This is a genomic window from Hyphomicrobiaceae bacterium (assembly GCA_041397645.1).
Taxonomy (GTDB): Bacteria; Pseudomonadota; Alphaproteobacteria; order Rhizobiales; family Hyphomicrobiaceae; genus Hyphomicrobium_B.
This window is the reverse complement of record JAWKWE010000004.1, coordinates 239518-265481: the sequence shown is the minus strand read 5'-3', so window position 1 is coordinate 265481 and position 25964 is coordinate 239518. Positions and strand designations below refer to the sequence as shown.

General features: G+C 58.5%; 24 protein-coding genes. 11 read left to right on the top strand and 13 right to left on the bottom strand.

All coding sequences use genetic code 11. The features are described 5' to 3' along the window. Positions 1-11: 11 nt before the first annotated feature. Both R3D51_01300 and ahcY read right to left on the bottom strand, forming a co-directional pair. Positions 12-2522, bottom strand: a complete 2511-nt coding sequence (locus tag R3D51_01300) for an ATP-binding protein (protein MEZ5898106.1) — start codon at positions 2520-2522, stop codon at positions 12-14. A gap of 339 nt (positions 2523-2861) precedes the next feature. Then, on the bottom strand, positions 2862-4268 hold the full coding sequence (ahcY, locus tag R3D51_01295) for an adenosylhomocysteinase (protein MEZ5898105.1): 1407 nt from the start codon (positions 4266-4268) through the stop codon (positions 2862-2864). A gap of 402 nt (positions 4269-4670) precedes the next feature. On the opposite strand from ahcY, the gene R3D51_01290 reads away from it, so the two are divergent. Next, entirely contained in the window at positions 4671-6083 is a 1413-nt protein-coding gene (locus R3D51_01290; GenBank protein ID MEZ5898104.1) for a pilus assembly protein, read from the top strand. Between the two features lie 194 nt (positions 6084-6277). Then, a complete protein-coding gene (locus R3D51_01285) occupies positions 6278-7699 on the top strand; it encodes a pilus assembly protein TadG-related protein (protein MEZ5898103.1) in 1422 nt (473 codons plus the stop codon). 99 nt (positions 7700-7798) lie between these two features. Here R3D51_01285 and R3D51_01280 read toward each other — a convergent pair whose 3' ends face one another. From R3D51_01280 to R3D51_01260, 5 genes are all read right to left on the bottom strand, one after another. Continuing rightward, complete coding sequence (locus R3D51_01280) at positions 7799-8104, bottom strand: HPr family phosphocarrier protein (GenBank protein ID MEZ5898102.1); 306 nt, start codon at positions 8102-8104, stop codon at positions 7799-7801. An 11-nt stretch (positions 8105-8115) separates the two neighbouring features. Next, positions 8116-8520, bottom strand: a complete 405-nt coding sequence (locus tag R3D51_01275; protein MEZ5898101.1) for a PTS sugar transporter subunit IIA — start codon at positions 8518-8520, stop codon at positions 8116-8118. A 173-nt stretch (positions 8521-8693) separates the two neighbouring features. Next, complete coding sequence (locus tag R3D51_01270; GenBank protein ID MEZ5898100.1) at positions 8694-9200, bottom strand: HPr kinase/phosphatase C-terminal domain-containing protein; 507 nt, start codon at positions 9198-9200, stop codon at positions 8694-8696. After that, positions 9181-11049 carry a stimulus-sensing domain-containing protein gene (locus R3D51_01265; GenBank protein ID MEZ5898099.1) on the bottom strand — a complete coding sequence of 623 codons (1869 nt, stop codon included), beginning with the start codon at positions 11047-11049 and terminating at the stop codon, positions 9181-9183. The genes R3D51_01270 and R3D51_01265 overlap by 20 nt, the downstream gene beginning before the upstream one ends. 54 nt (positions 11050-11103) lie before the next feature. Next, a complete protein-coding gene (locus tag R3D51_01260) occupies positions 11104-11808 on the bottom strand; it encodes a response regulator transcription factor (protein MEZ5898098.1) in 705 nt (234 codons plus the stop codon). A gap of 523 nt (positions 11809-12331) precedes the next feature. On the opposite strand from R3D51_01260, the gene R3D51_01255 reads away from it, so the two are divergent. Next, positions 12332-13924, top strand: a complete 1593-nt coding sequence (locus R3D51_01255; GenBank protein MEZ5898097.1) for a phosphoenolpyruvate carboxykinase — start codon at positions 12332-12334, stop codon at positions 13922-13924. Positions 13925-14009: 85 nt separating this feature from the next. On the opposite strand, the gene R3D51_01250 is transcribed toward R3D51_01255, so the two are convergent. Then, complete coding sequence (locus R3D51_01250; GenBank protein MEZ5898096.1) at positions 14010-14306, bottom strand: hypothetical protein; 297 nt, start codon at positions 14304-14306, stop codon at positions 14010-14012. A 311-nt stretch (positions 14307-14617) separates the two neighbouring features. Here R3D51_01250 and R3D51_01245 point away from each other — a divergent pair, with 311 nt between their 5' ends. Further along, complete coding sequence (locus tag R3D51_01245; GenBank protein ID MEZ5898095.1) at positions 14618-15508, top strand: alpha/beta hydrolase; 891 nt, start codon at positions 14618-14620, stop codon at positions 15506-15508. Here the strand turns inward: R3D51_01245 and R3D51_01240 are convergent. The 3 genes from R3D51_01240 to pyrE all read right to left on the bottom strand — a co-directional run bounded on the left by R3D51_01240 (position 15483) and on the right by pyrE (position 17671). After that, positions 15483-15860 (bottom strand): hypothetical protein, encoded by a 378-nt coding sequence (locus R3D51_01240; protein MEZ5898094.1) that lies wholly within the window; start codon positions 15858-15860, stop codon positions 15483-15485. The genes R3D51_01245 and R3D51_01240 overlap by 26 nt on opposite strands. 489 nt (positions 15861-16349) lie before the next feature. Further along, positions 16350-16661 (bottom strand): hypothetical protein, encoded by a 312-nt coding sequence (locus R3D51_01235; protein MEZ5898093.1) that lies wholly within the window; start codon positions 16659-16661, stop codon positions 16350-16352. Positions 16662-17095: 434 nt separating this feature from the next. Further along, positions 17096-17671 carry an orotate phosphoribosyltransferase gene (pyrE, locus tag R3D51_01230; GenBank protein ID MEZ5898092.1) on the bottom strand — a complete coding sequence of 192 codons (576 nt, stop codon included), beginning with the start codon at positions 17669-17671 and terminating at the stop codon, positions 17096-17098. Positions 17672-17756: 85 nt separating this feature from the next. Between pyrE and R3D51_01225 the strand changes: the two genes are divergently transcribed. From R3D51_01225 to R3D51_01215, 3 genes are all read left to right on the top strand, one after another. Beyond that, positions 17757-19499 carry a glycosyltransferase family 39 protein gene (locus R3D51_01225; protein MEZ5898091.1) on the top strand — a complete coding sequence of 581 codons (1743 nt, stop codon included), beginning with the start codon at positions 17757-17759 and terminating at the stop codon, positions 19497-19499. 120 nt (positions 19500-19619) lie between these two features. After that, positions 19620-20342, top strand: a complete 723-nt coding sequence (locus R3D51_01220; GenBank protein MEZ5898090.1) for a TlpA disulfide reductase family protein — start codon at positions 19620-19622, stop codon at positions 20340-20342. Between the two features lie 121 nt (positions 20343-20463). Next, positions 20464-21360: a formate/nitrite transporter family protein gene (locus R3D51_01215; protein ID MEZ5898089.1), complete on the top strand. Its 897-nt coding sequence runs from the start codon at positions 20464-20466 to the stop codon at positions 21358-21360. Positions 21361-21627: 267 nt separating this feature from the next. Here the strand turns inward: R3D51_01215 and R3D51_01210 are convergent, their stop codons facing one another. After that, positions 21628-21990, bottom strand: a complete 363-nt coding sequence (locus R3D51_01210) for a hypothetical protein (GenBank protein MEZ5898088.1) — start codon at positions 21988-21990, stop codon at positions 21628-21630. A gap of 112 nt (positions 21991-22102) precedes the next feature. Between R3D51_01210 and R3D51_01205 the strand changes: the two genes are divergently transcribed. The 3 genes from R3D51_01205 to R3D51_01195 all read left to right on the top strand — a co-directional run bounded on the left by R3D51_01205 (position 22103) and on the right by R3D51_01195 (position 24124). Next, on the top strand, positions 22103-23245 hold the full coding sequence (locus tag R3D51_01205; protein MEZ5898087.1) for an HAD family hydrolase: 1143 nt from the start codon (positions 22103-22105) through the stop codon (positions 23243-23245). Between the two features lie 150 nt (positions 23246-23395). After that, positions 23396-23593 (top strand): CsbD family protein, encoded by a 198-nt coding sequence (locus tag R3D51_01200; GenBank protein MEZ5898086.1) that lies wholly within the window; start codon positions 23396-23398, stop codon positions 23591-23593. 153 nt (positions 23594-23746) lie between these two features. Next, positions 23747-24124, top strand: coding sequence for a hypothetical protein (locus tag R3D51_01195; protein MEZ5898085.1), 378 nt, complete (start codon positions 23747-23749; stop codon positions 24122-24124). A 90-nt stretch (positions 24125-24214) separates the two neighbouring features. On the opposite strand, the gene R3D51_01190 is transcribed toward R3D51_01195, so the two are convergent. Further along, positions 24215-24628 carry a BA14K family protein gene (locus R3D51_01190; protein MEZ5898084.1) on the bottom strand — a complete coding sequence of 138 codons (414 nt, stop codon included), beginning with the start codon at positions 24626-24628 and terminating at the stop codon, positions 24215-24217. Between the two features lie 249 nt (positions 24629-24877). Here R3D51_01190 and R3D51_01185 point away from each other — a divergent pair, with 249 nt between their 5' ends. Beyond that, positions 24878-25942, top strand: a complete 1065-nt coding sequence (locus R3D51_01185) for a M14 family metallopeptidase (GenBank protein ID MEZ5898083.1) — start codon at positions 24878-24880, stop codon at positions 25940-25942. The last annotated feature ends 22 nt before the right edge of the window (positions 25943-25964 follow it).

Genomic DNA, 25964 nt, shown 5'->3' with positions numbered 1-25964 from the left:
CGGCGGCGAGATTACGCCGTCTGCGCAGGGCTCGCCAGTGCCGGGTAGTCACTGTTTTCGACGGGAAGGGGCCGTTCAGGAATGCGGATTGTAACCCGGGTGCCGCTATATTCCTCAGATTCGATTTCCACGGTGCCGCCGTGCAACTCCACTAGGCTTTTGACGATGGAAAGTCCAAGTCCGGCCCCCCGGTGCTTGCCGCCCCGGCTGCCGCTGACGAAACGCTGGAAGACGCGGTTCAGCTCGGCCTTGGGGATGCCGACCCCGTGGTCTTCGACACTGAATGCAATCGAGCCGTGGTCGCGCCAGCACGTGATGCGGATCGTATCGCCGGACTTTGAGAACCCGACCGCGTTCGACAGCAGATTGTAGAGCACCTGCCTCATGCGCGCTTCGTCGCCCATGAACTCGGTCACGTCGTCGGCAACCGCAATGTCGATGGTGAGCTTTGAGCGCACGGCGCGTTCGCGGATGCCCAGAATGGCGCTGTCGATGATCCCGCGAACGCCGATCGGATGCAGTTTCAAATCGAGGCTGCCTGCGTCGATGGTCGCAAGATCGAGGATGTCGTCGATGATGGCGAGCAGCGTCTTCGACGACGACATGATGTCTCCGACGTACTCACGCTGCTTGGGGTTCAAGTCGCCGATGAAGGGTGAGGCCAGCATTTCCGAGAAGCCGATGATGGTGGTGAGCGGCGTTCTCAGCTCGTAAGAGATATGCCCGATGAACTGCGTCTTCAACCGGTCGCCGGCTTCCAGAGCTTCGTTGCGTTCAACCAGTGCCCGCTCGGCGCGGCGAGCGTCGGTGACGTCGGCGAAGGTCAGAAGCGTTGCGCCATCGGGGAGCGGGCTCAGGGCATAGTCGATGAAGCTATTATCGGCACGCTTCATTTGTCCTTCGAAGGGCGTGCGGTCATCGAGAAAGGCGGTCACGGCCCGCCCAATGCGCTGCCAGATTTCGAGATCATTGTGCAGGCGTGATGCGAGACGAACGACCTCGTCGACGTGCGGGAACTCCTCCAGCGTGCGCGCGGGAATGCCCCAGATGCTGGCGAAGGCGGGATTGTAGATCTTAAGACGCCCATCGGTGCCAAACACCACGACGCCTTCTTTCAGGCTATCGAGCGTTTCACTCTGCACGTCGATCAGCGTCTTATATCGGCTTTCCAGAGCGAGTGTCTTGGTCTCGTCGGAGAACAGATAGGTCACGCCGCCGTCCTGGCGGCGTTCAGCGATGACGTGGAGCACACGTCCATCTGTGAGATGCCAGCGCGTCTCGAAAGCCTTGTCGCTCTGATAGCAATCGAGAATTTCTTTCTTCCACGCGCGATAATTGACGACCGACGGCAGTTTTCCCTGTTCGCGTAGGCGATCAAGAATGACCCCATCCGTCGGGCGTTCTTTCAGCCAGCCAGGATCGATCTGCCAGATCTTGCAATAGGCTTCGTTGAAGAACACCAGTTGCTGATCGCGGTTGAAGATGACGACGCCAGTCGAAACCTGGTCGAGCGTGCGGTCGTAGGCGGCGATCTGGCGTTCCAGTTCGCCTTGAACAGTCTCGATGGCGGTAGCGTCTATGGCGGCGCCCGCTGAGATGTCGTCGACCGGAAGAACAACGACGTCGTGCGGCTTGCGTTCACCGCCTGCGATCAAATGGATGCGGTCGCGGAAGGGATTGCCGCGCGAAAGGGTCTTAGCCACTGAGCGGCGGTCGCGGCTGTCCAGCAGTTCGATCTGGCGCTCCAGAACCTCGTTCTCGCTATGCGCCTCGACAGCAGCGACGTAAGCGGCATTGACCCAGATGATGCCGCCATCGGCACCGCGCAGCCAAACCGGCATCGGGAGCGTGTTGAGCAATGCGCGGCTGGATCGAATATCGCGCGCCAACAACTGATGGGATTCCAGGATGTGAGACAACTCCAGCTTGTAGCCGGAAATGTCCTTGAAACGCAGGACGGCGCGCCCTCCTGCCGCTCGTCCCTCAGCCTCGACCTGTCCGCCCGCGACGGTGCGCAGAATGACATTGAAGGCCCGGCCCTGAGCGAACAATTGATCAAGCGCATTTTTGAGGGTCTGTGACGCGGCAGGCTCCAGCCACTGTCCGAAACGCAGGATCTCGCCTTGATGTTCGGGCAGACCGGGAATGCCGCTGAGCGTGTGAGCCACGATGCGGACGGCCTGACCCTGCTCCCAGAAAATCAGAACCTGGGGTTCTGCTCGGATAATCGCATCGGCGGATGCAAGGTTGCGCCGGAGTTGCTGGACTTCTGCCTTGGCGTCGCGCGCCTCCCGCCGGGCCGAGCTCGTCATATGCCACACGATAAGACCGGCTATGAAACCGGCGCCCGCGACAAGCGCGATGAGTGTGATGTGGCGCATGTCCAGGGCGCCCGGCTGGCTCTTGTCGCCTGTGATGACGGCGCCAAGCAGCATGGTGACACAGGCCGTCGCGGCAATCGCGAGCATCGCAAGTTGCCGTCGTGTCGTCGCCGTCTGTGTCTTATTCGCGATCGCGCGCATGATGCCTGGGAATGTGAGAAGAACGAGCCCGGCATGAAAACGCGCCGACAATCGACGCCGGTGGAGATACAAGTGGACAAGACTCGGACGCGCCTTGCGAATCAAGTGTGATTATGCGGGCCCGACAGCTCTCCTGCCAACCCAGGATGGCCGAGTATTCGGGCTGTTCCGGCGCTTTTCGGTGGCAACGTGCAATTGGGTTGCAGGTTCGCACCTAGGCGCGACCGACAACGCCAAGCCAGCGCCCTCCGCAGCTCCATTCGGAATAGAAAAACGGGCGCTCGGAGGTATCCGGCGCCCGTTCTGGTTGCTTTCTCGATAGCCGGCCGACGACGTGCCTTAGTATCGATAGTGATCGGACTTGTAGGGGCCTTCCGCAGGAACGCCGATGTAGGTGGCCTGCTCGGGTCGTAGCTTGGTGAGCTTCACGCCGATCTTCTGCAGGTGCAACATCGCGACCTTCTCATCGAGATGCTTAGGCAACGTATAGACCTTCTTTTCGTACCACTCAGGGTTCGCGTAGAGCTCGATCTGGGCCAGCGTCTGGTTGGTGAAGGACGCCGACATGACGAACGAGGGGTGCCCCATGGCATTGCCAAGGTTCACCAGACGCCCTTCCGACAGCAGAATGATGCGCTTGCCATCGGGAAACTCGATCTCGTCGACCTGTGGCTTGATGTTGTTCCACTTGAAGTTCTTGAGGCCGGCGACCTGGATCTCGTTGTCGAAGTGACCAATGTTGCAGACGATGGCGCGGTCCTTCATGGCGCGCATGTGGTCGGTCGTAATGACGTCCTTGTTGCCTGTTGCGGTCACGAAGATGTCGGCGCGCTGAGCTGCGTCCTCCATCGTGGTGACCTCGTAGCCTTCCATCGATGCCTGAAGCGCGCAGATAGGATCGATTTCTGAGACCATCACGCGGCAACCGGCGTTGCGCAGAGACGCCGCCGAGCCTTTGCCGACATCGCCGAAGCCCGCAACCATGGCGACCTTGCCAGCCATCATCACGTCCGTGCCGCGGCGAATGCCATCGACCAGGCTTTCGCGACAGCCGTAGAGGTTGTCGAACTTCGATTTGGTGACCGAGTCGTTGACGTTGATGGCAGGGAACAACAGTTTGCCGTTCTTCTGCATTTCGTAGAGGCGGTGGACGCCGGTGGTCGTCTCTTCCGAAACGCCCTTGATGTTCTTGGCGAGTTCGCCAAACCAGCCCTTCGGCTTTTCCTCCAGCGTCTTCTTGATAAGCGCAAAGAAGATCTCTTCTTCTTCCGAACCGGGCTTGTCGAGAAATGCCGTGTCGCCTTCCTCTGCGCGGACGCCTGCGTGCACGAACATCGTCGCGTCACCGCCGTCGTCGAGGATCATGTTTGGCATTCCGCCATCGCCCCACTCGAACAGCTTGCGCGTATAGTCCCAGTAATCCTTGAGGCTCTCGCCCTTCCAGGCGAACACGGGAATGCCAGCGGCCGCGATGGCGGCGGCGGCGTGGTCCTGGGTCGAATAGATGTTGCAAGAGACCCAGCGGACGTCGGCACCGAGCGCCGTCAGCGTTTCGATAAGCACTGCGGTCTGAATCGTCATGTGCAGGGAGCCCGCAATGCGTGCGCCCTTGAGCGGCTGCTTGGGGCCGTACTCTTCGCGCGTTGCCATCAGGCCCGGCATCTCCGTCTCCGCGATGGAGATTTCCTTGCGCCCCCACTCGGCGAGGCCAAGATCCTTAACGATGTAATCGTCCTTCCGGCTCATTTCGGCTCCTTGAACATTGACTGCTGCGGCTCGCGCACTCTGCAAAATGCGGCGTGTGGCGCACCTGCGGGCGCCGTGAGGGCAGCGTTGGTCGGCTGCGACACCAGCCCAGTGGCGACGCTGCGGGACCTATAGCCGAGCAGGCCCAGCCCCGCAACAGGATATAAGCAGATCTTTATATGTTCATCTGGACAGCGCCGGCAGCCGGGATGATAGATTTATTGAAGCTTACGCGAAGTAGAATTGCATAAAATTTTAGATAAATTGCAGTTTTACATAGTTTTATCTATGGAATTCGAAGAATTTTAGATTTGCGCTTCAGATTTATGAAAGTCCTTTCAAATATATTGAGTGTATTAACGTTGTTCCCCAGAGCCTAACGGTTGTTCTAGGAGTTTGGTAATGCGCGCGCGGGCATCTCACTTGGCTGGCCGTCTCAACTCTTGGTGCGCGCGCAAGATGAGGTCCTCCGATACAGCGTTCCTTAAGAACGAGTCCGGCGATGTCGCCATCATGTTTGGCCTGATGGCTTTTGGTCTGTTCATGTTCATCGGCGCGGCGGTCGACACAAGCCGGTGGCTCAATGCCCGCACCGCGACCATGGATGCCATCGACGCTGCGGTGCTTGCAGCTGGTCGCGCATTGCAAACCGGAGCCAGCCAACAAGCTGCCAAGGATATCGCCCGCCAGATCTATCTCAGCAACACCGCCGGTCGTGTTCCGGTTGAAGCCGACAGCATCAATTTCGAAGTCCGCGACAACGGCACGACGGTCGCCGCCACGGGATCTGCATTCATACAGACGCCGTTTATGGGGCTGGCCGCGGTAGGGACGTTGCCGCTGTTCGTGGCATCGGAAGCACCTGAAGCCAAGACCGCGCAGAATTCCGCCGCCAACTACAATCGTGAGGTTGCTCTGATGCTCGACGTGTCGGGCTCTATGTGCTCGCCCTGCACGAAGCGCGATGACATGCGGGCCGCGGCGAACGACCTCGTCGATATCATGATGCTCAACAACGGCAAGACGGCGTACTGGTCGAAGATTGCCGTCGTACCTTTCTCTGGAGACGTTCGTCCTACCTCCGCCATTCTCGCCGCGGCCACAGACCCGGCATGGCCTGCTCAGCGGTCATTCACGTACCAAACGGGCGGAAGAAAGAACAAGACTCAAACGGTCAACTACATGAAAACGGAATGCGTCGGAGAACGCGCAGGCAGCGATATGTACACCGATGCTGCCCCGGGTGCCGATGACTACGTGATGTCGACTTACACGCAGGATGGGCAGTGCGCGATCGACGCCAGCGGCACGCTCATGCCTCTTAGTCTGGATAAAACGGCTATCAAAGCTAAGATCGGATCGCTGTTGACTGGTGGTGGTACGGCAGGACACGTGGGTACGGCATGGGCCTATTATATGTTGTCGCCAAAGTGGAACGCAGTGCTGCCGATTGCAAACCAGGCCAGTACCTACGGCACTCCGAAGCTGAAAAAAATTGCCGTGCTCATGACCGACGGCGAGTACAACCAAGAATATGATGCGAACGGCATCGACACCTCGGATAAAGTCGCTGGGTCGTCGGCGAATGGCGTCACCTCGGCCGTGCAGGCGGTTGCCATCTGCGATCAAATGAAAAAAAGCGGTATCGACGTCTTTACGGTCGGCTTCGACCTCCCGAACCAAACGGCGATAGATACAATGAATAAGTGCGCATCGGATGCATCCAAGGCCTATACCGTCGCAACAGGCGAACAGTTGCGTGCAGCGTTCCGAGATATCGCGATCCGCACCACAGAACTCCACCTTGCAAAATAGCGCATCACAAAAGCTCGCATCCGCGCGCCGTCGCGGCGCGTCTGGAAAAAATTGCAGACGCGTTTAGATAGATCGTTCGAATTCGATCAGCCGATTATAAACCCTATAATTACTTCAATTTTTATCTGTTAAGTTCTGTAAAGACTGTTCGCTCCATAACTGCAGGCATGCGTATTCCAGTGGAGCGAACTGCTATGTTCAAGCATGTCCGGAAACAGACCGACGCTCTTCAGCCGAAATTGGCTTCATGCCTGAACGGGCTTGAGGAGCTGTCTCAATTCAAGCGCGCCGAGCACGGCAACGTGGCGATGTTGTTCGGCCTGATGCTTATGACGATGTGCTTGCTTATCGGCGGATCGGTTGACATGGGCCGTTGGCTCAACGCGCGCGATCAAACCTTCTCCGCCATCGATGCTGCGATCCTGGCGGCGGGTCGCGCAATTCAAACCGGCTCGACCGAGAGCGAAGCTTTGGCGCTTGCCAAACGTATCTACGATAGCAACACCAAGACCCGTATCCGGGTTATGGAAGACAGCGTTCATTTCATGGTGAAAGATAACGGGGCTACCATTGCAACCATCGGAAAAGTGGCGATAAAGACGCCATTTCTCGGCTTCATCAATATCGAGAACCTGCCGTTGTTCAGCAGCGATGAGGCGCCCGAGGCAACAACGGCGCAGGACCGTTACGAGCGCTACAATCGTGAAGTCGCACTCATGCTCGACGTATCCGGTTCGATGTGCTCTCCATGCTCCAAGCGCGACGACATGAAGGCGGCGGCCAAGGATCTGGTCGAGATCCTGATGAAGAGTAATGCGAACAGCGAATTCAAGGCGCGCGTTGCTGTTGTTCCCTTCTCGGGAGACGTTCGCCCACCACAAACAATGTTGTCGCTTATCACCGACGTTGCGGCACCTGCTTCGATCAAGAAGAGCGTCAAAAGTGGTTGGAAAAAAAAGAGTTACACGTACTATAAAAGTAAGTGCGTGGGCGAGCGTACGGGTGCCCAGCGTTATACGAATGCTACTCCCGCGACTGGCTCCTACGTCTTGCCGGCATACAGCGACAGCTCTTCGAACAACTATTGCGATATCTCGACGGCAGATACCGTTCTACCGCTCACGCTGGACAAGAGCACTGTTCTCGGGCGTATCGATGGGCTTCAGACCGGAGGCGGTACGGCTGGGCACGTAGGTACGGCATGGGCCTACTACATGCTGTCGCCCAGCTGGGGCAATGTTATCCCGTCCATTTCGCTGCCGAGCGATTTCGGAACCAAGAGCTTGAAGAAAATTGCTATCCTCATGACGGATGGCGAGTACAACCTCGAGCGCGATTCCGATGGCATCACTGTGGGCGACAAAGGATCGGGCTCATCGGCAAACGGCAAGACATCGGCTCAACAAGCGGTCGAGATCTGCAACCAGATGAAGAACGATGGGATTGAGATTTACACGGTCGGCTTCGATTTGGGCGGAAACTACACGGCGATCAGCACTCTAAACGCTTGCGCCACCGACGCGTCTCACAATTATCTCGCCGACACGGGAGAGCAATTGAAACAGGCGTTCCGCGATATCGCAGTAAAACTGACGGATCTTTACGTTTCCAAGTAGGGTCTCTCCACTCCACCCTACAGGAAACAAAAGGTCGGGGCTCTTGCGGGCGCCCCGGCCTTTTCTGCGTACGCCGCGCTCTAGCGCACTTCAGGTCGCTCAGGCATCGGCGACGCACTCTTCGCCGAATCCGGCTTCCACCAGAGCGACGAGGGCTTGCAGCGCCTCAGGGCCTTGCGGGCCTTCAGCCATGATATGAAGAGACGAGCCAGGACCTGCTGCCAGCATCATGAGCCCCATGATCGATGTGCCGCCGACCGATTGCCCTTCGCGCGTAACGGTTATGATCGCATCGAAGCTCTCGGCACACTTCACGAACTTGGCGGAGGCCCGTGCGTGCAGGCCCTTGACGTTGCGGATGATGACGACCGCTTCGGGGCGCTTTGAATCTTTCAGCTCGGGCATGGTATCGGGTCCTATTGCGAGCCGGCCAGCTCCTGGCTCGCCACCTTAATGTACTTGCGGCCGGCATCGCGTGCCGTCGAGACCGCCTCCTCCAGAGGCATTTCAGTACGGATGCTTGCGAGTTTCACGAGGATCGGAAGATTTATGCCGGCAATGACCTCCGCGCCGGTTTCGTCCATGACGGAAATCGCGAGGTTGGAAGGCGTCCCGCCGAACATGTCGGTGAGAATGATGACGCCCTGTCCAAGATCGACCGCCTTGACGGCCTCAAGGATCTCAAGCCGCCGCGCTTCCATGTCGTCTTCTGGGCCTATGGCTACGGTTTCCAGATTAATCTGGCGGCCCACGACATGTTCCAGAGCGCTGCGGAACTCGGCCGCAAGACCTCCATGTGTCACGATGACAAGTCCGATCATGTGCAGTTGGCCATTCCTTATGGGGCTCCGCAGCAATTCACTGACGATTGCATCCCGCCACGGCCAATATCAAAGCCGCGTCGGATGCGCGGGTGATGCCGATGCGCCGGGCGGAAGGTGGCAAGGGTTTGCTCAAATCGCAAGCGCATTTTGAGCGCTCCTCAATGGTGCGTTCAGCCTGTTGCCGGAAGGCTGTAGCAGCTTAGGGCCAAGAGCAGTCTTTCGGAGGCCGATACTTCACTGAATCTGAGGCGCAAGAGCGGGACTTCAACGCCTAAAATCGCGACTGTAGGCCACGGGTCCGGCAATCGCTCCGGCTTTTCGGCCCGTTCATCAAAATCCACAACGAGGGCTAACGGCGTCTTCCCTGGCGCGACAGCATCGTTAACCCGCAGGATGCCGATTCCGCGAACCTCCAACAATCCAGCAATCTGTTCGGGCGCGGAGACAAGCAGCTGACCGTTACTGCGCTCGATGATGGTTTGGTCGTCGCTCACGAGGCGGGCCTGCTGAGGCAGGAGCGGCGTGGGTGCTTTGGAGATGCAGCGAAGCGCCAGATCAGATTTTCCGGTTCCCGAGGCGCCTCGAATCAGGGCTGCCCGGTCACCTGCGGCAATCGTACTGGCGTGCAGAACCACTAGATTACCGTGCTCCGCGTTTTCAGGTGCTGGGCCGGCCAATCATCCCTCCAGTGGGCGCGAGGACGGGCAGGCGCACGACAAAACATGCACCTGCCGTTTTTCCGTCCGGCCCGCGCCTGTTCTCGGCAAAGATCTCGCCCTTGTGGCTGAGGATAATTTCGCGCGAGATCGATAGGCCAAGGCCCGAGTTCTTGCCGCGCTTGGCGTCCGTCGCCGGCCGGTCGGAGTAAAATCGCTCGAAGATCGTCTTCAGGCGGTCCTCGGGGATCCCAGGCCCCTGGTCTTCGACGCAGACTTCCACCTGGCCCGGCAGACTGCGGGCGCGTGCGGTCACTGTGGCGCCCTCGGGCGAGAAAGACAGCGCATTGTCGATGAGGTTCGTGAAGACCTGGCCGAGGCGGCCGTCGTTGCCGTTGACCGTCAATTGCTGTTCACTTTCGACCGGGTCGACGATCAAGGCAATCTTTCGGGTGTCGTCGCTTAACAAGTCGCGGAAAATCCCGCACACGTTCTCCAGCACGGTGCGCACGTTTGTGCGGGTCATTTGCTGACGGGCAAGCTCAGCATCAAGACGCGAAGCGTTCGACACGTCATTGATCAATCGATTGAGGCGTTTCAGCTCGTCCTGAACCTCCTTGACGAGTTCCATACGGTCCTCGTCGGTGCGGGCATAGGCGAGGGCCTCGGCCGTAGAGCGGGCTGCCGCCAGCGGATTCTTCAGCTCATGGGCAACGTCAGCGGCGAACTTTTCGCTCGCCTCGATGCGCCGGTAGAGCGCGTTAGTCATGGCGCGAAATGCTCGCCCCATCTGCCCCACCTCATCATTGCGTCCGGCGAAGTCCGGCAGCTCGGCTTTGGCTGTGATGTTGTTGCTGACGTTGTGGGCGGATTCGGAAAGCCGCCGCATGGGTCCGGCTATGGCGCGCACAAGCAGCAGCGATGAAACAATGGAAGCCAACAGCGCGATGGCGGCGATCTGCACTATGAGCCAGCGCTCGTCCCATAATGTCTGGTCGATTTCACCGGGACGGGTCATGAGCAGGAGCACCGCCAGGATCTTGTTCCCGCGCTTGACCGGCTCGGCAATGGAAACGATTTGCTGACCTTTGCCATCGAGCAGAAGAATCGGTGTTTCGACGCCTTCCTCAGCCGCGCGTTTGACCTCCGGGTAGAGAAAACCGTTCGCGGTGCCGAGTTCGCGGTAGACTTTCAACTCCTTGTTGTTCAGCCAGTAGTGGAAACGGGTCCAGAAGTTCTTCAATCTCAGGGAGTCGCCGTCGTTAGGCTGAGAGGAGGTGTCGCGATCAGCTTTGCCAAACAGCGTATCGCTGTCGACGATCAACGTGCCTTTGGGCGAGTAGATGCGGGCAATCAGATCGGTGGGCTGAATGAGCTTCTTTAGGATCGGCGTCGCGCGCTCGGGGCTTATCGGAAGTTCGAGAGCGGCAAAGGCATCGTCGCGTCGCGCGCGTGCCGGCGTGCCCTCGGGCAAGCGATTGGGATCAAATAGCGCGCCGCGGTTTTCATTAACGGCGCGATAGGCGATGGCCTCCGCCGTGATCCGCGACAGGGTGCGCACGACCTCGATCTTGGCATCGAGAAGCCAAGCATGCGACAGGCTCAAGTAGAGCATTCCGATCAGCAGGCCGAGTAACCCCATGATGTTGGACATGAGGATGCGTCGGCCCAGGCTCTTGCGAATGAAGCGGACGAGCGGCTGGCGGCTCCACCAGCGCGTTACAGGTCCGTTGATACTTGAAATCGCCGTGTTCCAAGTGCGCCGCGCGGTGGTCTTAGCAGTTTCGCCATCCGTCGCTGCAGGATCAATCGCTCTCGACGCCTTTGCGCTAGAGTCTATGATCCGTGCAGTCTCGGACAAGTCATTCATGCCGGGCGTGCACCCTCAACCAATCGCAAAACGGCGGACTTGCCGCCTTGGACATCACTCTTTGAACCGGTATCCGACGCCATAGAGCGTTTCGATAACGTCGAAGTCGTCGTCAACCTGCTTGAATTTCTTTCGCAGGCGCTTGATGTGGCTGTCGATCGTGCGGTCGTCAACATAGACCTGATCGTCATAGGCGGCATCCATAAGGGCGTCGCGTGTCTTGACCACGCCGGGACGGGTCGCCAGCGCCTGCAGAATAAGGAATTCCGTGACCGTAAGGGTTACCGCCTTATTGTCCCAATGGCAGGTGTGTCGCTCGGGATCGAGCTTCAGCTTGCCGCGCTCCAGAACGCGCTTTGATTCTTCCTCGACGCTGCCGCCATCCTTGGGTGAAACGCGGCGGAGCACGGCCTTGACCCGCTCTACGATCAGGCGCTGGGAGAATGGCTTGGCGATATAGTCATCCGCGCCCATCTTGAGGCCGAAAAGCTCGTCGATTTCCTCGTCCTTCGAGGTCAGGAAAATCACAGGCATGGCCGATTGCTGCCGCACGCGGCGCAACAGCTCCATGCCATCCATGCGCGGCATCTTGATATCGAAGATGCCCAGGTCCGCCGGATCCTCGGTCAGAGCTTCAAGTGCCGATACACCGTCGCTATAGGTGCGCACCTTGTAGCCTTCGGCCTCCAGAGCCAAACGCAGCGAGGTTAGAATGTTGCGTTCGTCGTCTACCAGGGCGATCGTGCTTTTCTCTTTCATTTTTTCCTCTCGTGCCCGGGGGCGTAGCTAGAGCTGACGACGGGCGCTGTATGGTCGCATGATGAACCAATTGTGGCAGCGCTGAAACTCTATCCTTAACCCTGAATGCCACCTGAATAGGCGATGGGTACCCTTAGCGGCAAGCGCAACCGGCTGTTGCGACATGGTTTCAGGCCCCACTTATCCACTATTCTGGCGGCAAATGCCCGGTTTTAAGGCTGGATCGCCTCTTGACAACGTCCGGTTTGGAAAATTGAGCTATATCTAAAGCTTGTGCCTTGGTGGCTTGCGACTTTCGTATGCCGACCAAGGGACATCTTGAAGACGCAAGAAATGCTCGCTTAGTCGGGTGGGTGTTCTGGGCGCCGAGATTTTTCTGACTTAACTCAATGTCGGTCGTCCCTTTGGCTGTTAATCGCAGTCGGCGGCCGGCAAGCTAGAATGCGCTTGCGCGCCACACCAGGGCATAGCGCTCATTACGAGACGCGAGATACGCGAAATCAACGGCGGAAGAAGGCCATCGATGACAATCCAGCTTTTCCCTCTTGAAGCGTCGCAGAAGATTCGTCGCAATTTGCTGCCGCCTGAGCTCGTCGAAATCGGCCTGCGGCGCGGCGAAGGGCAGCTTGCTTCAAACGGCGCCTTTACAGTTGAGACTGGCCAGCACACCGGGCGTTCGGCTGAAGATAAGTACGTCGTCCGCGACGCTGAAACTGATAAGGCGATTTGGTGGGACAACTCCAAGGCCATGACGGAAGAGCAGTTCGACAGGCTGCTCGCAGACTTCATCTCCTTCGCCAAGCACAAGGAACTTTTCGTTCAGGACCTCTATGCCGGTGCTGATCCCAAATATCGCCTGAATACGCGCGTTGTCACGGAGTATGCTTGGCACTCGCTTTTCATTCGCCATCTATTGCGCCGACCCGATGCTTCGGAGCTTGAAGGCTTTGTGCCTGAGTTCACCGTTGTGGACCTGCCGAGCTTCCGTGCCGCCCCGCTTTATCACGGCACTCGCACTGAAACGGTGATCGCTTGCAATTTCGCGCGGCGTATCGTGCTTATTGGCGGCACGAGCTATGCGGGTGAGATCAAGAAGAGCGTATTCTCGTTCCTCAATTACCTGCTGCCGTCCAAGGGCGTTATGCCGATGCATTGCTCGGCAAACGTCGGCACGGGCGGAAACTCGGCTGTATTTTTTGGACTATCCGGCACCGGCAAGACGACGCTTTCTGCTGATCCGTCTCGCGAGCTGCTGGGCGATGACGAGCACGGCTGGAGCGAGAACGGCATCTTCAACTTCGAGGGCGGCTGCTACGCCAAGACGATCCGTCTGTCGAAGGCCGCTGAGCCTGAGATCTGGGACGCCTCCAACCGTTTCGGAACGGTACTTGAGAACGTTGTGCTCAAACCAGGCTGCCGTACGCCCGATTTCGACGACAACCGTCTGGCTGAGAACTCACGCTCTGCTTATCCGCTGGAGGCCATCTCGAACGCCTCCGCAACCTGCCGCGCCGGTCATCCCAAGAACATCGTGATGTTGACGGCCGATGCGTTTGGCGTTCTTCCGCCAATCGCAAAGCTGTCGCCGAGCCAGGCCATGTACCACTTCCTATCCGGATTCACCGCCAAGGTTGCGGGCACCGAGAAGGGCATGGGCAACGAGCCCAAGCCGACGTTCTCGACCTGCTTTGGCGCTCCGTTCATGCCGCGTCATCCGTCGGTTTACGGCAACTTGCTTCGCGACCTCATCGCGGAGCACAACGTCGATTGCTGGTTGGTCAACACAGGTTGGACTGGGGGTAAATTCGGCGAGGGCTCACGTATGCCGATCAAGGTCACCCGCGCCCTGCTGAACGCGGCGTTGTCGGGCGAGTTGAAGAACCAGACCATGCGCGTAGATCCGATCTTCGGCTTCAAGGTGCCGGTGATGATGGCGGGCGTCGATCCCAAGCTGATGACGCCGCGCGACACGTGGGCGGATCCTGCCGCCTATGACGTCACGGCTGCGAAGCTTGCCGATATGTTCAACAAGAACTTCGCCAAGTTCGAGGCCTACGTGGATGCAGATGTGCTGCGCGCTGGACCTTCGGCGAGCCGTCAGGTCGCCGCTGAATAACCCACAACTTGCGTTTCCAGACTCCTGAAAGGCCGCCCGTCGTGAGGCGGCCTTTTTTCTTGGCAGAACGCCAATCGGTCGAGTGTCAGCGCCATTGATTTGGAGAGGGGATGACGCGCGCGCGCCACGTGCCGTTGGGGTCGTCCTGGCCAGTTGCAAGTGCCTGGGCGATGGACTTCACGAGCCGTTCTCGGAACGGGACACGATAGTGCAGGTGGTCCCAATAGTTCTCGTCATTCATCGTGAGCTTCGAGTGAATTCGGAAATCGATCAACGCCACGTTATGCTGGCGTGCGATTTCGGTGATGCGCGCTTTCCATTGCTGTTCGACGCTTGCGCGTGCGCTGCGCGATGCCGGTTGTGCGGTGATATGGACCGGCATGAATATGCGAGCCACGCGTCGCCATTGCAGCGATGTGCCAGCGCACATCGGCGAGATAGGAAAAGATCTCGAACGTGTAAAACGATATGCCTATTGGAAGTACGATGTTGTAGGGCGAGTCAGGCCGCCTGCGGTGGCAATCGTCCCGGCAAGAAAGTTGAGGTACTTGAAGAAGACGAGAACCAAAGCATGGCTTGGGATTAGGCTGGAAACGGCCGCCGCATCACGTGGAACCTTGTCTCCGTCCACCGCCCATTGCCTTGGAGCGGGCGATGTCGCAATTTCGAAACGAACCAGGAGGCGGACACACAATGTTTGACGGGTTTGAGCGCCGCAAGATCGAGGTCGAGGGCGCGGTAATCAATACTGTTTTCGGTGGTGCAGGTCCGCCGTTACTTTTGTTACACGGCTACCCTCAGACCCATGCAATGTGGGCCCATATTGCCACGATACTGGCGGACAATTTCACCGTCGTTGCCACCGATCTGCGAGGATATGGGGATAGCAGTAAGCCCAAGTGCGTCCCGGGAAATGAAAACTATTCCTTTCGCGCCATGGCTCAGGATCAAGTGAGCGTCATGCGCGCGTTGGGGCACGAGAGTTTTCACGTAGCTGGGCACGATCGGGGCGGGCGCACAGCCCATCGCATGGCGCTCGATCATCCCGACATCGTGCGCAGCCTCGCCGTGCTCGACATCGTACCGACCTTTGCAATGTTCATGGATACGAACAGGCACGTCGCGGGCGGGTATTGGCATTGGTATTTCCTGTCCCAACCCGAGCCGTTTCCCGAGCATATGATCGGGCTCGATCCCGACTTCTTCTTCGAGACCTGCCTTGTTGGATGGGGCAAGACGAAGATTGCGGATTTCGACCCAGAACAGATTTCAGAATATCGCCGATGCTGGCGTGACCCAGGCATGATCCAGGGCTCGTGCTCCGATTATCGGGCGGCCGCTACCATTGATCTTGTGCATGATGGGGCCGACATCGACGCGAAGGTTCTTGCGCCGGCATTGGTCGTGTGGGGCGCCGATGGCCTGATGGCGAGAATGTTCGACATGGAAGTCGAGTGGCGCAAGCGGCTCGCCAACATGATCGGGGCGACGCTTCCCGGCGGCCATTTCTTTCCCGATCATCTGCCGAAAGAGACGGCGGGACTGCTTGGATCGTTCTTCAGGGCGCAAAGCCAGAAGGTATAAGCGAAGGCGGGAGTGCGCCGATAAGCTGTAGAAGAGATCCCAGTACGATGAAGGCACTGGCCGCGAGGAACCAGAACCGGCGACCGCGCAGCGCGGCGGACCGTTCAGAGCGTGCCTTGCGAATAGCCATGTCGTCCTGCATCTGGCCAGCCGTCGCCATGTGACGCTTCATGGCGTCAGGGACGTTATGGGATGCAAATGCCCGCAGCTTTTGTTGGCGTTCGAGATGCTCTTCGTGCGCCATAAGCGATTTTTCGCTCAGGAACGCGATCCACCATTCGCGGAGCAGTAGGCAGAAGCCGACGAAGTCGAGCGCCAATCCGCCGACAGTGAGCCACGTCTGCAAGAGCATGGTACATTCCTCCCCCAAAGAGGAATGAACTTAGCGGACCACGGTGCGAACGGTAAATCCGTGTTTGCTATTCTCGGAGGGCTCACGGCAAGCCTAAGATGTGCAGTATGGGCAATATTTTCCATTCGAGACTTTGCAAATCAACGTGCAGCAAAACCTGCAACGACCGTAAAGGCTGCGAGTGAGACAAGGCTGATGGCTAGGAAAACACGGAAAGCGTACTCTCCGTCATCATCCTGTTTCAGCGCTTGAACGATCTTTGCTGTCGGAACCCATCTACGCATGACAATAGACCCAAAAATTTTTTGCACTCCATACGCCGGTTGGTATTCTGGGCAACTGCGGTGGAACGGCGCGGCCTGCCTATCGCGGGACATAATCGAACCGCGTTGACAACGTGACAGCTTACCGATTGTTCCCAAAACGGCATGTCAAAGGGCGCGGCGCGGGAATAATCCCGGCGGGCACGACAAGATCAACGCGTTGAATCTAGGCTCTGTTTTTGCGGTGGCGGCGCTCAATGAGCCACCAAGCTACGATTACCGGAGAAAACGCGACAATAAGGATCGCGTCCATCAAAAGGCGGCTGGCGCGATCGCCAAGGTTGATCGCGGCCATTAGGGCCGATTGCCGCGCGGGCAGAGGTCGTGCCGGTGCCGCAGCTATTTCCTCGGGCGCAACGTCCAGTTTTGTCTGCGCCAGCTTTGTGTCGGTCCCCTTGTCGGGAGCGGCGGAAACGCGCACCTCGTTCAGCGGACGTGATGCTGGCACTGCGCGCAGCGGAAGCGGTCTGACTTTCACCGAATGAGCGTGATGCAAGGACCCGGGAGTTTGCGAGGGTCGCCGTGACATGGGCACAGCTTCGCCTATCCGTCCCGAAACGATGCTCCGACTATCAGTTGAACCAGGGCCGATCATGCTGCGCAACCCACTGGAAAGGACTAACGATCTACGCTTGTACATTGTTGCCCAGCTTTGCGCTTTTTCGATGACGTCACCAGAAAAAGTAACGCCGACTAACATAAATTAAGTGCATAACAATTGAACGCACAATCAAGTTCCGCTCACGTTTTCAAGCGAGCGTACGACCGTGCGATTTATGCTTTCAGAGAAAGATCAGAATGCAGGCCGCGCAAGGGCAAAAACGTGCGCGATTTCGAAGCAGGCGCGCATAATCAACGCGGATCTCGACGTGTCGGGAAATTGTGTTTCAGGCTGCTGTTGATGCCTGAAAATCAGCCACGAAAGTCGCTCATAGTCAGCAGTGGATGAAGTTCTAGGTTTGCAGCGTCGAAAGCCTCCGCCGCGCCCTCCTGGCGATCAACGACGGTGACAACGCGCACTATATTGCCGCCGGCTGCGCGGATTGCCTCGGCGGCATTGATGGACGATCCGCCGGTTGTCGTCACGTCCTCGACGATCACGATTTTCTTGCCTTCCATCGTCTCATCGCGCGCCAAGCCTTCGATCAGGCTGCGAGTGCCGTGTTCCTTGGCCTGCTTGCGCACGAAGAAGGCTGACAGATCACGGCCGCGCGTGTGTGCGATGGCGGCTGTCGCTGCGGCAATCGGCACAGCGCCCATTTCAAGTCCGCCCACCAGGTCTGCTTCGACGCCTTCGAGCTGGTCGCAGATGAGTTCGCCGATCAGGCGGGCGCCCTCTGCACTCATCATCGTGGGTTTCATATTGAAGTAGAACGTCGAAGTACGCCCTGAAGCGAGCTTCATCTCGGGACCAACCTGGAACGAGCGCGCTTTGACAATCTCGATAAGCCGCGCCCGCCGCGCCGCCGTGTCAGAATTCGCGCTCATACCTGCGCACCCCTTGTCTTTTTCTGTCGGAATGCGCAATCAACCCAACCAGGCAGTCGTGTCAAGCGGTGGGGCGAGCACGTTCGTGGACAATACAGTAAGATCCGCTCGCTTGTTGAGCGCGCTGGCGGCCCGGCCCGGAATGGCCGCGCTGGTGCTCGTCGCACTTTGCCTCTTTACGTATTTGCCCGGAGTTCTGAGGCTTCCCGCCGTCGATCGGACCGAGGTGATTTTTGCCGAGACGACACGCGCCATGGTTGCCCGCGGTACTTGGCTCGATCCGAAGTACGGCGACACCATCCATCAATTCCGGCCGATCGGCACGTTCTGGGCGCAAGGTCTCGCCGCCTCTCTGGCTGGAGAAAACCATGCGCGGGATATCCGCGTTTATCGCCTGCCTGGGCTCCTTGCAGTCTTGTTCAGCGTCCTGGCGCTGTTCTGGCTCGCTAGCCCCGTTGTCGGGCGCGAAGGCGCTTTGATCGCATCGGCTCTGTTTGCGGTTGCTCCACTGACAGTCGCACTGTCCCAATTGGCCATTGCCGATGGATTGGCGTTACTGCCAGCGAGCGTTGCCATGCTGACCTTGCTGCGGATTTACAGCGCGCCAGAGGAGACCGATACGCTGCGTTTGGCGCTGTTGTTTTGGGCCGCGGTCGGGCTCGGGATGCTCGTCAACGCCCTGCACACGCCTATTTTGATTTGCGTGACGTTGATTGCCTTGAGTTTCATGGACCGGGATTTCCGGTGGCTCGGCAGGCTTCACCCCGCTAAAGGCGTGGCGCTCGCTGCGATCATCGCCGCGCCTTGGCCGATCGTACGCACGTTGCAGGATGGCGTACCTTTCACGGGTATGGGTTGGGGCAAGTTCCTGGCGGCGCTCGGCGGCGCGCAGGACATGAAGTTGAGAGCATTTCCCGGCACCTTTCTGCTTGCCGCCGTGCTTGGATTTCTGCCTGGAACCGCGCTATTACCACCGGCGCTGCGCAAGATTTGGGAACAGAAAAGCGACAGCAAGGTAGCGCGCTTCCTGATTGCCTGGATCTTGGGCTACATCGCCTATTTGGAGCTGCTATCGTCCAAGCCCGGCACATACACGGTGCAGGTGATGTTTCCGGCAATGGCGCTGTCGGTCGCAATGCTCGTGCTGGCTCGTGACCGGCAGGGTCTGCCTGCGTGGAGCGCCGTTCCGTGGCCGCCCCTCGCAGCGCTGTTCGGGTTCGCGCTTGTCATGGCGCCGTTCGCTGCGCTGCGCGATATGCCGCCAGGGTATGTCATGCTGGCCGGCGCCGTCGTTGGAGCGTTCTTCTATGCAAGCGCACAGGCCGGTCGCTCCGGTGCGTTGAGGGACTGGGGCCTTTACGGTGTTGTGGCGCTCTCGGGTTTTGCGGTTGTTCTGTTGGGCGTCGCCATGCCGTCGATCGACAAGATTTGGCCGACGCGTCAGATCACACATGCGCTGGCGGGCTGTCCGGCGGGGCCCATCGCAGTCCAAGGCTATCGTGAACCCTCCGTCGGGTTTGTGCTTGCGCCGGATCCCCAGATTACGCAGCCCGATGCCATCCGCACGGCGCTGGTCGATGGTCGCCCCAGCTACATTGTCGGCGAGGTGCGAGACGAGAGCTTGGGCATGCTGAGCCGAATGCAGTACCGCCGTCCCAGAACGCTTGGATGCGTGGAGGCGCTCAACGTCATGCGCGGCTGTCCGCTATACTTTACCATTCTTGCAACAGGCCCTCTGGAGGGCTGCACGGCACGCGAAACTTATGCGTGCTCGGTCCATTTTCAGGAAAAGGCTGCTTTAGCCAAGGAAAAGCCCGGGTGCGAATGACGAAAGCGCTCATCAGCCGAAGGGCTATGCTATAAGCCTGCGCCCGGCTGCGGCGCGAGGAAGCCTCAACTCTTGCGCTCTAGCGCCCCACCATTATGCACCACCATAAGGAATGCTCGTATGTTTGATCCTGAAAACCCACCCGAGTTTACAGCCGACCGCTGGTTCAACGCGGATGGGGAAGCAACGCTCAAGGGCCATAAGGGTAAGGTCGTTGTGGCCGCCGTCTTCCAGATGACCTGTCCAGGCTCGGGCCGCTACGGACTACCGCAGGCAATGCGGCTGCGGCATGCCTTTTCTCCCGATGAGGTTGCGGTGATGGGGCTGCACATGGCGTTTGAGCGCTTCGAAGAGCAGTCGCCGGAGAAGGTAGAAGCGTTCCTCAAAGAAAATCACATCACGATACCTGTCGCCTACGATAAGCCTGACGGCGCCAATATGCCGGCGACCATGCAGGCCTACGAACTTGAGGGCACGCCTGCGATCCTGATCTTCGACCGGCAGGGCCGCCTCCGTCGCCATTACCTTGGCGCGGTGGATGATCTGCGCATCGGTGCAGAGGTTATGGGGCTGCTGATGGAGGAGGTGGATTCGCCGCGGGAGTTCTCTATTGCCATCGAGCGGCGTCTTGCTGGCGCTTTGCTGGACCCCGATGAGCATCATCACGAGGGAGGATGCTGCGGAGGGCACGATCACGACCACCATCATCACGGCCATGACCATGCTCACGGCGAGGGATGCTGTGGTGGACACGATCACGACCATGACCATGGCCCTTCTCACACCCATGGCGCTGCCAAGGAAGGTTGCGACGGAAAGGGCGGGTGCGGCTGCCGCCACTAGTGGCGTTGTTTGAATGAAACCGCGCAACGGCTGGCGCGTTCACACCCGTTCCGCTGCGCTTCATCGCTCGCCATTCGAAACATCGTCTGGCGGGCAATAGAATTTGACCGACGGGGGTGACATGACCGCGAGCGAAGAAAAGAAAACGGAGAAGCCGGAGAAGAAGGAGCCTGAAAAGGTTACAGGCTCCCCAGTTTCGACCTTGTCGCGGAAAGAGCGCGAACAAGTCCGCGAAGGTATCCGGCACCGCCCTGCCGTCGTCTACGAGATTATCCGTCTACAAGGCGAAGCGGAGCTGCGGCGTCCGCTCTCCGCATTGTGGTGGTCGGGTGTCGCTGCTGGTATTTCCATCGGATTATCGTTTCTAACCGAAGCCGCTCTTGCCGCGCACCTTCCTCCTTCTGCCTGGAGCGCGACGATTGCAAAGATGGGATATGCGGTGGGCTTTCTGATCGTCATTCTCGGCCATCAGCAGCTTTTCACGGAAAACGTTCTTACAGCCGTTCTTCCGGTCATGGCCCGGCGCCAAATGGAGTGGGTCTGGCGCACGCTTCGCCTGTGGGGCATCGTACTTGCTGCCAATATAGTGGGGTGTTTCATCTTTGCTTGGGCGTTTGCCGCACTTCCACTCGTGAGCGCCTCTATTTCAGCCGAGCTTGGCCGCATCGTCGCGCATTTGATGCAGAACTCAGCGTTCGAAATGTTTGCCAAGGGCATAGGCGCAGGCTGGATCATCGCCGCGCTGGTGTGGCTGCTGGCTTCCAGCGAAGGCGCCGAATTTCCGATGATCGCGCTGCTGACGTATTTGATTGCGCTGTTCGGCTTCACCCATGTCGTGGCGGGAAGCGCGGAGGCGCTCTACGGCTATCTGACGGGTATGATTTCCCTGCGCGACGCCGTTTTCACCTTCTTCCTGCCGACGCTTGCTGGAAACGTGTTTGGAGGTACGGTGCTGTTCTCGGTTCTGAGTTACGCGCAGGTGCGCGAAGAAATATTTGAGCAGAAATCGAGCAGCTGACGGCAAACCGTTGGCAGAAACTTAAGCCGACAAAAACTAAAGGACCGGCCGGCAGCGGACCCGCTGCCGCCGGCATTCCATCTCAGGCGCCGCCCCGGCTATCGGCAAATGCCGAACATTCAGACAAGCGCCGATCGGCCCATTAGCGGGCCTTTGCTACACGCTGATGACGTGATGCTGGCGCGCGCCTCGTTTTTTGTGACTTGGGGATGCGGCGGAGCCCGAGCACGGGGGCTACACGTTTGTCAAAGCTCCGCCGCCCGCCGCTCAGAACGGCAACAGATAGCTCAAGAGCTTCCGTGCCGGTTGAGCGGTTGCTGTACAATATTCCTTGCCCATGGCGCCCTCGCAGTCGACGCGGATCGCGCGCGCGCGCCACCACTTGTTGGAATAACGCGGGCAGGAATTAGAGATTTGCCGCTGCCAATTCTCGATCGCGCGCTTACGCGCAAGTCCGGGCGGTACTTGACCCTCGTAACGTTCAAAGTCACGTCCGCCTTCCGTGCTGCTGGAAACACCGATTGCACTCAATGCGCTTCCGCAGTTGACTTTGGTGCTATCAGCGTGAGCCGCAGAGCCCAACACGATCAAGGCCACCGCCGCAACCGGCGGCATAAACAAACCTTTCATACTACCAATCTCCGCTCCGGGGCGACGCATGCACTTATCCCCGTGCAAGATATAATCTAGGCACTAATCATGGCTGTCGCCCGGCGCAAAGGGGACGACAACTAGGAAAGACGTGAGCCGAATTGCGGATTTCCTTTATGCCGCCTTCCGAATCGGTCTTTTGTCGGCGCTACAAGTCGAGCAGCGCAAGGCGGAGGCTTTTGCAATGAGCGAACGGATGACGCGGCGTACTAACCGAAAATCGCTTAGGGATGCGCGCGCGGATGAACCAGCGCACGTGGCACATGCAGATCGCGCGCCGAAGGCTTCCAAGTCCGGCGATGTCGTTGCAGGCGGCACGAAGAGAACTATCGCTTTGGTCTATGACTTCGACGGGACGTTATCGCCGCGGCCGATGCAGGAGTATTCCTTCCTGCCGCAGCTGGGCATTGCAGCTTCCGAGTTCTGGGCGGAATGCACCCGCGTGGCGCGTGCTGAAAGCGCCGATCCGCTCATCACCTACATGCACCTCATGTATAAAAAGGCCAAAGAGAAGGGGCTGCGCGTTGATCGTGAAGATCTCGTCGCGCAAGGGGCTGCGGTGGAGCTGTATCCCGGTGTCGAGGCTTGGTTCGACGCAATCGCGCATTACGTAGCCGAGCGTGCCGGCGTGTCAGGTGTCAACGTGCGCCATTATCTCGTTTCTTCCGGCCTTACCGAAATTATCGAAGGCACCAAGATCTACGATAAGTTCGATAACGTGTTTGCGTCGGAATATTGGTTCGATGCCTACGATCTGCCCTTCCCCAAGCGGGTTATCACCGACACCGGTAAGACGCAGTATCTCTTTCGCATAAACAAGGGTCTGGAGGACCAGTTCCAGAGCATCAATACGCACATGCCGGAAAACGCACGACCAATTCCGTTCTCCAACATGATCTACTTCGGTGACGGCGAGACGGACGTGCCGAGCATGGCGCTGCTGAAGAAAAATGGCGGCCATGCCATCGCGGTGCATGGGGCTCTCGCGGATGATACGCCGCCTCGCAAAGGTGCAAACGCCAAGAGCGGCAAGAAGACCAAGGCGTCTTCGGCGTCGACTGCCTCGCATTCCGGTCTGTCGAAATGTATTGAGCTGTTCAAGGCAGGGCGCTGCGACTTCTACGCAGCCGCCGACTACCGCGCGGGGTCTGACCTATACAAACGGACGTGTCTCCTGCTCGACCGCATGATCGCCGACATCCGTGTGCGCGAAGAAATGGCGAGATTGGGATAACGACGCCTATTATCGTGTGTTTCTGAAATTGGTGGAACCTCCCTTCCCCTCCCGCGTTCTTAGCCCAACCCCGAGGGTGTGGCGCACGTATCATCGGCCGATGTTCGTGCGCATGTTTGCAGTTGAAGACTATTCAAAAGGGAGTTGGCTATGAATTGGGATCGTATCGAAGGCAACTGGAAGCAATTCTCCGGCAAGGTCAAGGAGAAGTGGGGTCAGCTGACCGACGACGACATCGCCCGCGTCAACGGTAATCGCGAGCAGTTGGAAGGCGTTCTTCAGGAGCGCTACGGCTACGCGAAGGACAAGGCACGTCAGGAAATCGATAGGTGGACGCAGGGCATGTAAGTTCGCTCTGGTTATTGACCGCGAAAAGGTCCGGGAAACCGGACCTTTTTTTGTGCGCGGATGAGCAATAGGTGCTCATGCGTGGCCCGCTTGCCCTATCGCCTATGAGAACGAATGGCTAGGCTGAAGTCGTTTTACAGCGTGGGGGGCGGCATGACGCAAACATTCGCAGCGCAATCAATAGTGAGCACTCGGGGGGAAAGCCCAAGCGATCGTTTGGCGATCACCATAGCAGATGCGCAAGGCCGCGAGAAAACTGTTACATTGTCCGCTGAAATGGCATCCGCTCTCGCTCACGTTCTTAGCGAGTTTGCGAGATCTTCAGACGCGCGAGCTGCCTCATCGGTTCTTCCAACGAAGAAGCCGGCGGGCTTTGCCATCGGCGCTGGTCGTTACGAGCCTATCGTGCTCGTGAGGTTCGAGGACGACGTGCCCTACGGACTTGCTGCTGAAGAGGCTCTGCGTCTCGGTCATGCGCTTATCGCCGAAGCCGAGCAATTGTTCGACGCGGCTGTCCCCTTGAGGCAGTAGTGACTCGGCGCGCTCATTGATGCCAATTTCTGACAAAGAAAAAAAGGGCGGCTTAAGCCGCCCTTTTTTCGCTTACGATTGTTTCAGTTACTACATCAGGTAAGGGCAGACGTGGCGTTCGCCGTCATAGCCCAAATAGGTACCTGACGCCGCATCGAAGGACCGATATCGATCCTCACATTGCGCAATATCGGCGTCGTTTGCGCGACCTTCGCGGATGGCTCCAGCGATGAGTGCGCCAGCTACAATGCCGCCGACGATGCCCGGTCCCCACCAGCCACCGCGACCGTGCCAATGTCCGCGGGGACCGCCTCCCCAATGCCGGGGACCGCCTCCCCAATGCCCGTGCCCTCCACGCCAAGCGACGGTTTGGGCACCATTACCAGCTGATGTCATGACGGCCGTTTGCGCGGGTGAAATCTGCGCAGCTCCAGCGGGAACAGCGGCGGAAGCAGCTGCAAACATAGCGCTCGCCAGACAGACATATTTTTTGGATCGCAACATGATTCCTCCTTTGTTGTGATCGTTTAGACATGTCTGTTAAATGCTTTTTTGACCTGTCCTGTTCCTTTGCCGATCCGGTTTGTCGCACCTCGCGTAACGTCACGGCGGTACAGGCAGTTCGAAGCTAGCGCGCGGATCGCGACATTGACGCAATGTTGACCTTGGTCAAATTGTGAGCTCGTGTGGTTTGAGAGATTGTCTCGATCCACCTCACAACGCGAAGATGCTGGAAAGGACGACGTCGCTCGCATGGACAACACTTCCGCAGATCTCTTGATTGCACGTCCACGCTTGCACGTGTTTGATAGCTTTCCATCCGCATTGCTCGACGTTCCTGCTGTCGATCTCTGGCGCGTTCTGGAAGGGCCGACGCTGTTTCGGATCGAAGGCCGCCAGCCGCAGCCGCTGTTCCTCAGTGTGTTGCTGCATGGGAATGAAGATACGGGCTGGCAGGCCGTTCAATCGGTGATGAGGGAGGCCGCCTCGAAAGGTCTGGCGCGCACGTTGATGGTCTTTGTCGGCAACATCGATGCCGCGCGCGCCAATGTGAGAACGCTGCCGACGCAAAACGACTACAATCGGACTTGGCCGGGCACGCTACTGGAGCAAACCGACGAAGCCGCCGTGATGCATGAAGTGGTCGAGATGGTGCGCGCTTCGAACCCATTCGCGAGCATCGACATTCACAACAATACCGGAAACAATCCGCATTATGCCTGCCTTAATGAATTGACCGATCCCTATCTGCATTTGGCGCGGCTCTTCAGCCGGACAATTGTCTATTTCAAGAAACCGCTTGGCGTGCAGTCCGCTGCAATGGCTCGGATCTGTCCCGCCGTCACCGTGGAGTGCGGCCGGGTCGGCGGCACAGCTGGCGTCGAACATGCGGCCGAATTCATTCACGCCGCGCTTGCGATGTCGCATTTCCCTCATGCAAGTTTGCCGGAGGGCGATGTCGATCTCCTCCAGACCCGCGCCATCGTCAAAGTCTCGCCCGAAGCGACCTTTTCATTCGATGGCACGGAAGCGGACTTCCGCTTCCGCGCCGATCTCGATCATCTCAATTTTTCCGAGTTGAAAGCCGGCACGCCGTTCGGCGCGCTGGGCGGAGCCAGAACGCATCGTCTCGACGTTGTGCCTTGTGGCGAATTCACCCTGCGGGGAGAATATTTCGATTACCAGGGCGGCGAGATTCGCTTGGCGCGCCCGGCAATCCCGTCCATGCTGAGCTTGGATCCAAACGCCGTCCGGCTCGACTGTTTGGGTTACCTTATGCAGCGGATTGCCCGTGACGGTACAGTGCTGACGCCCTGAAGATTTTTGGGCGCGTGCGGCC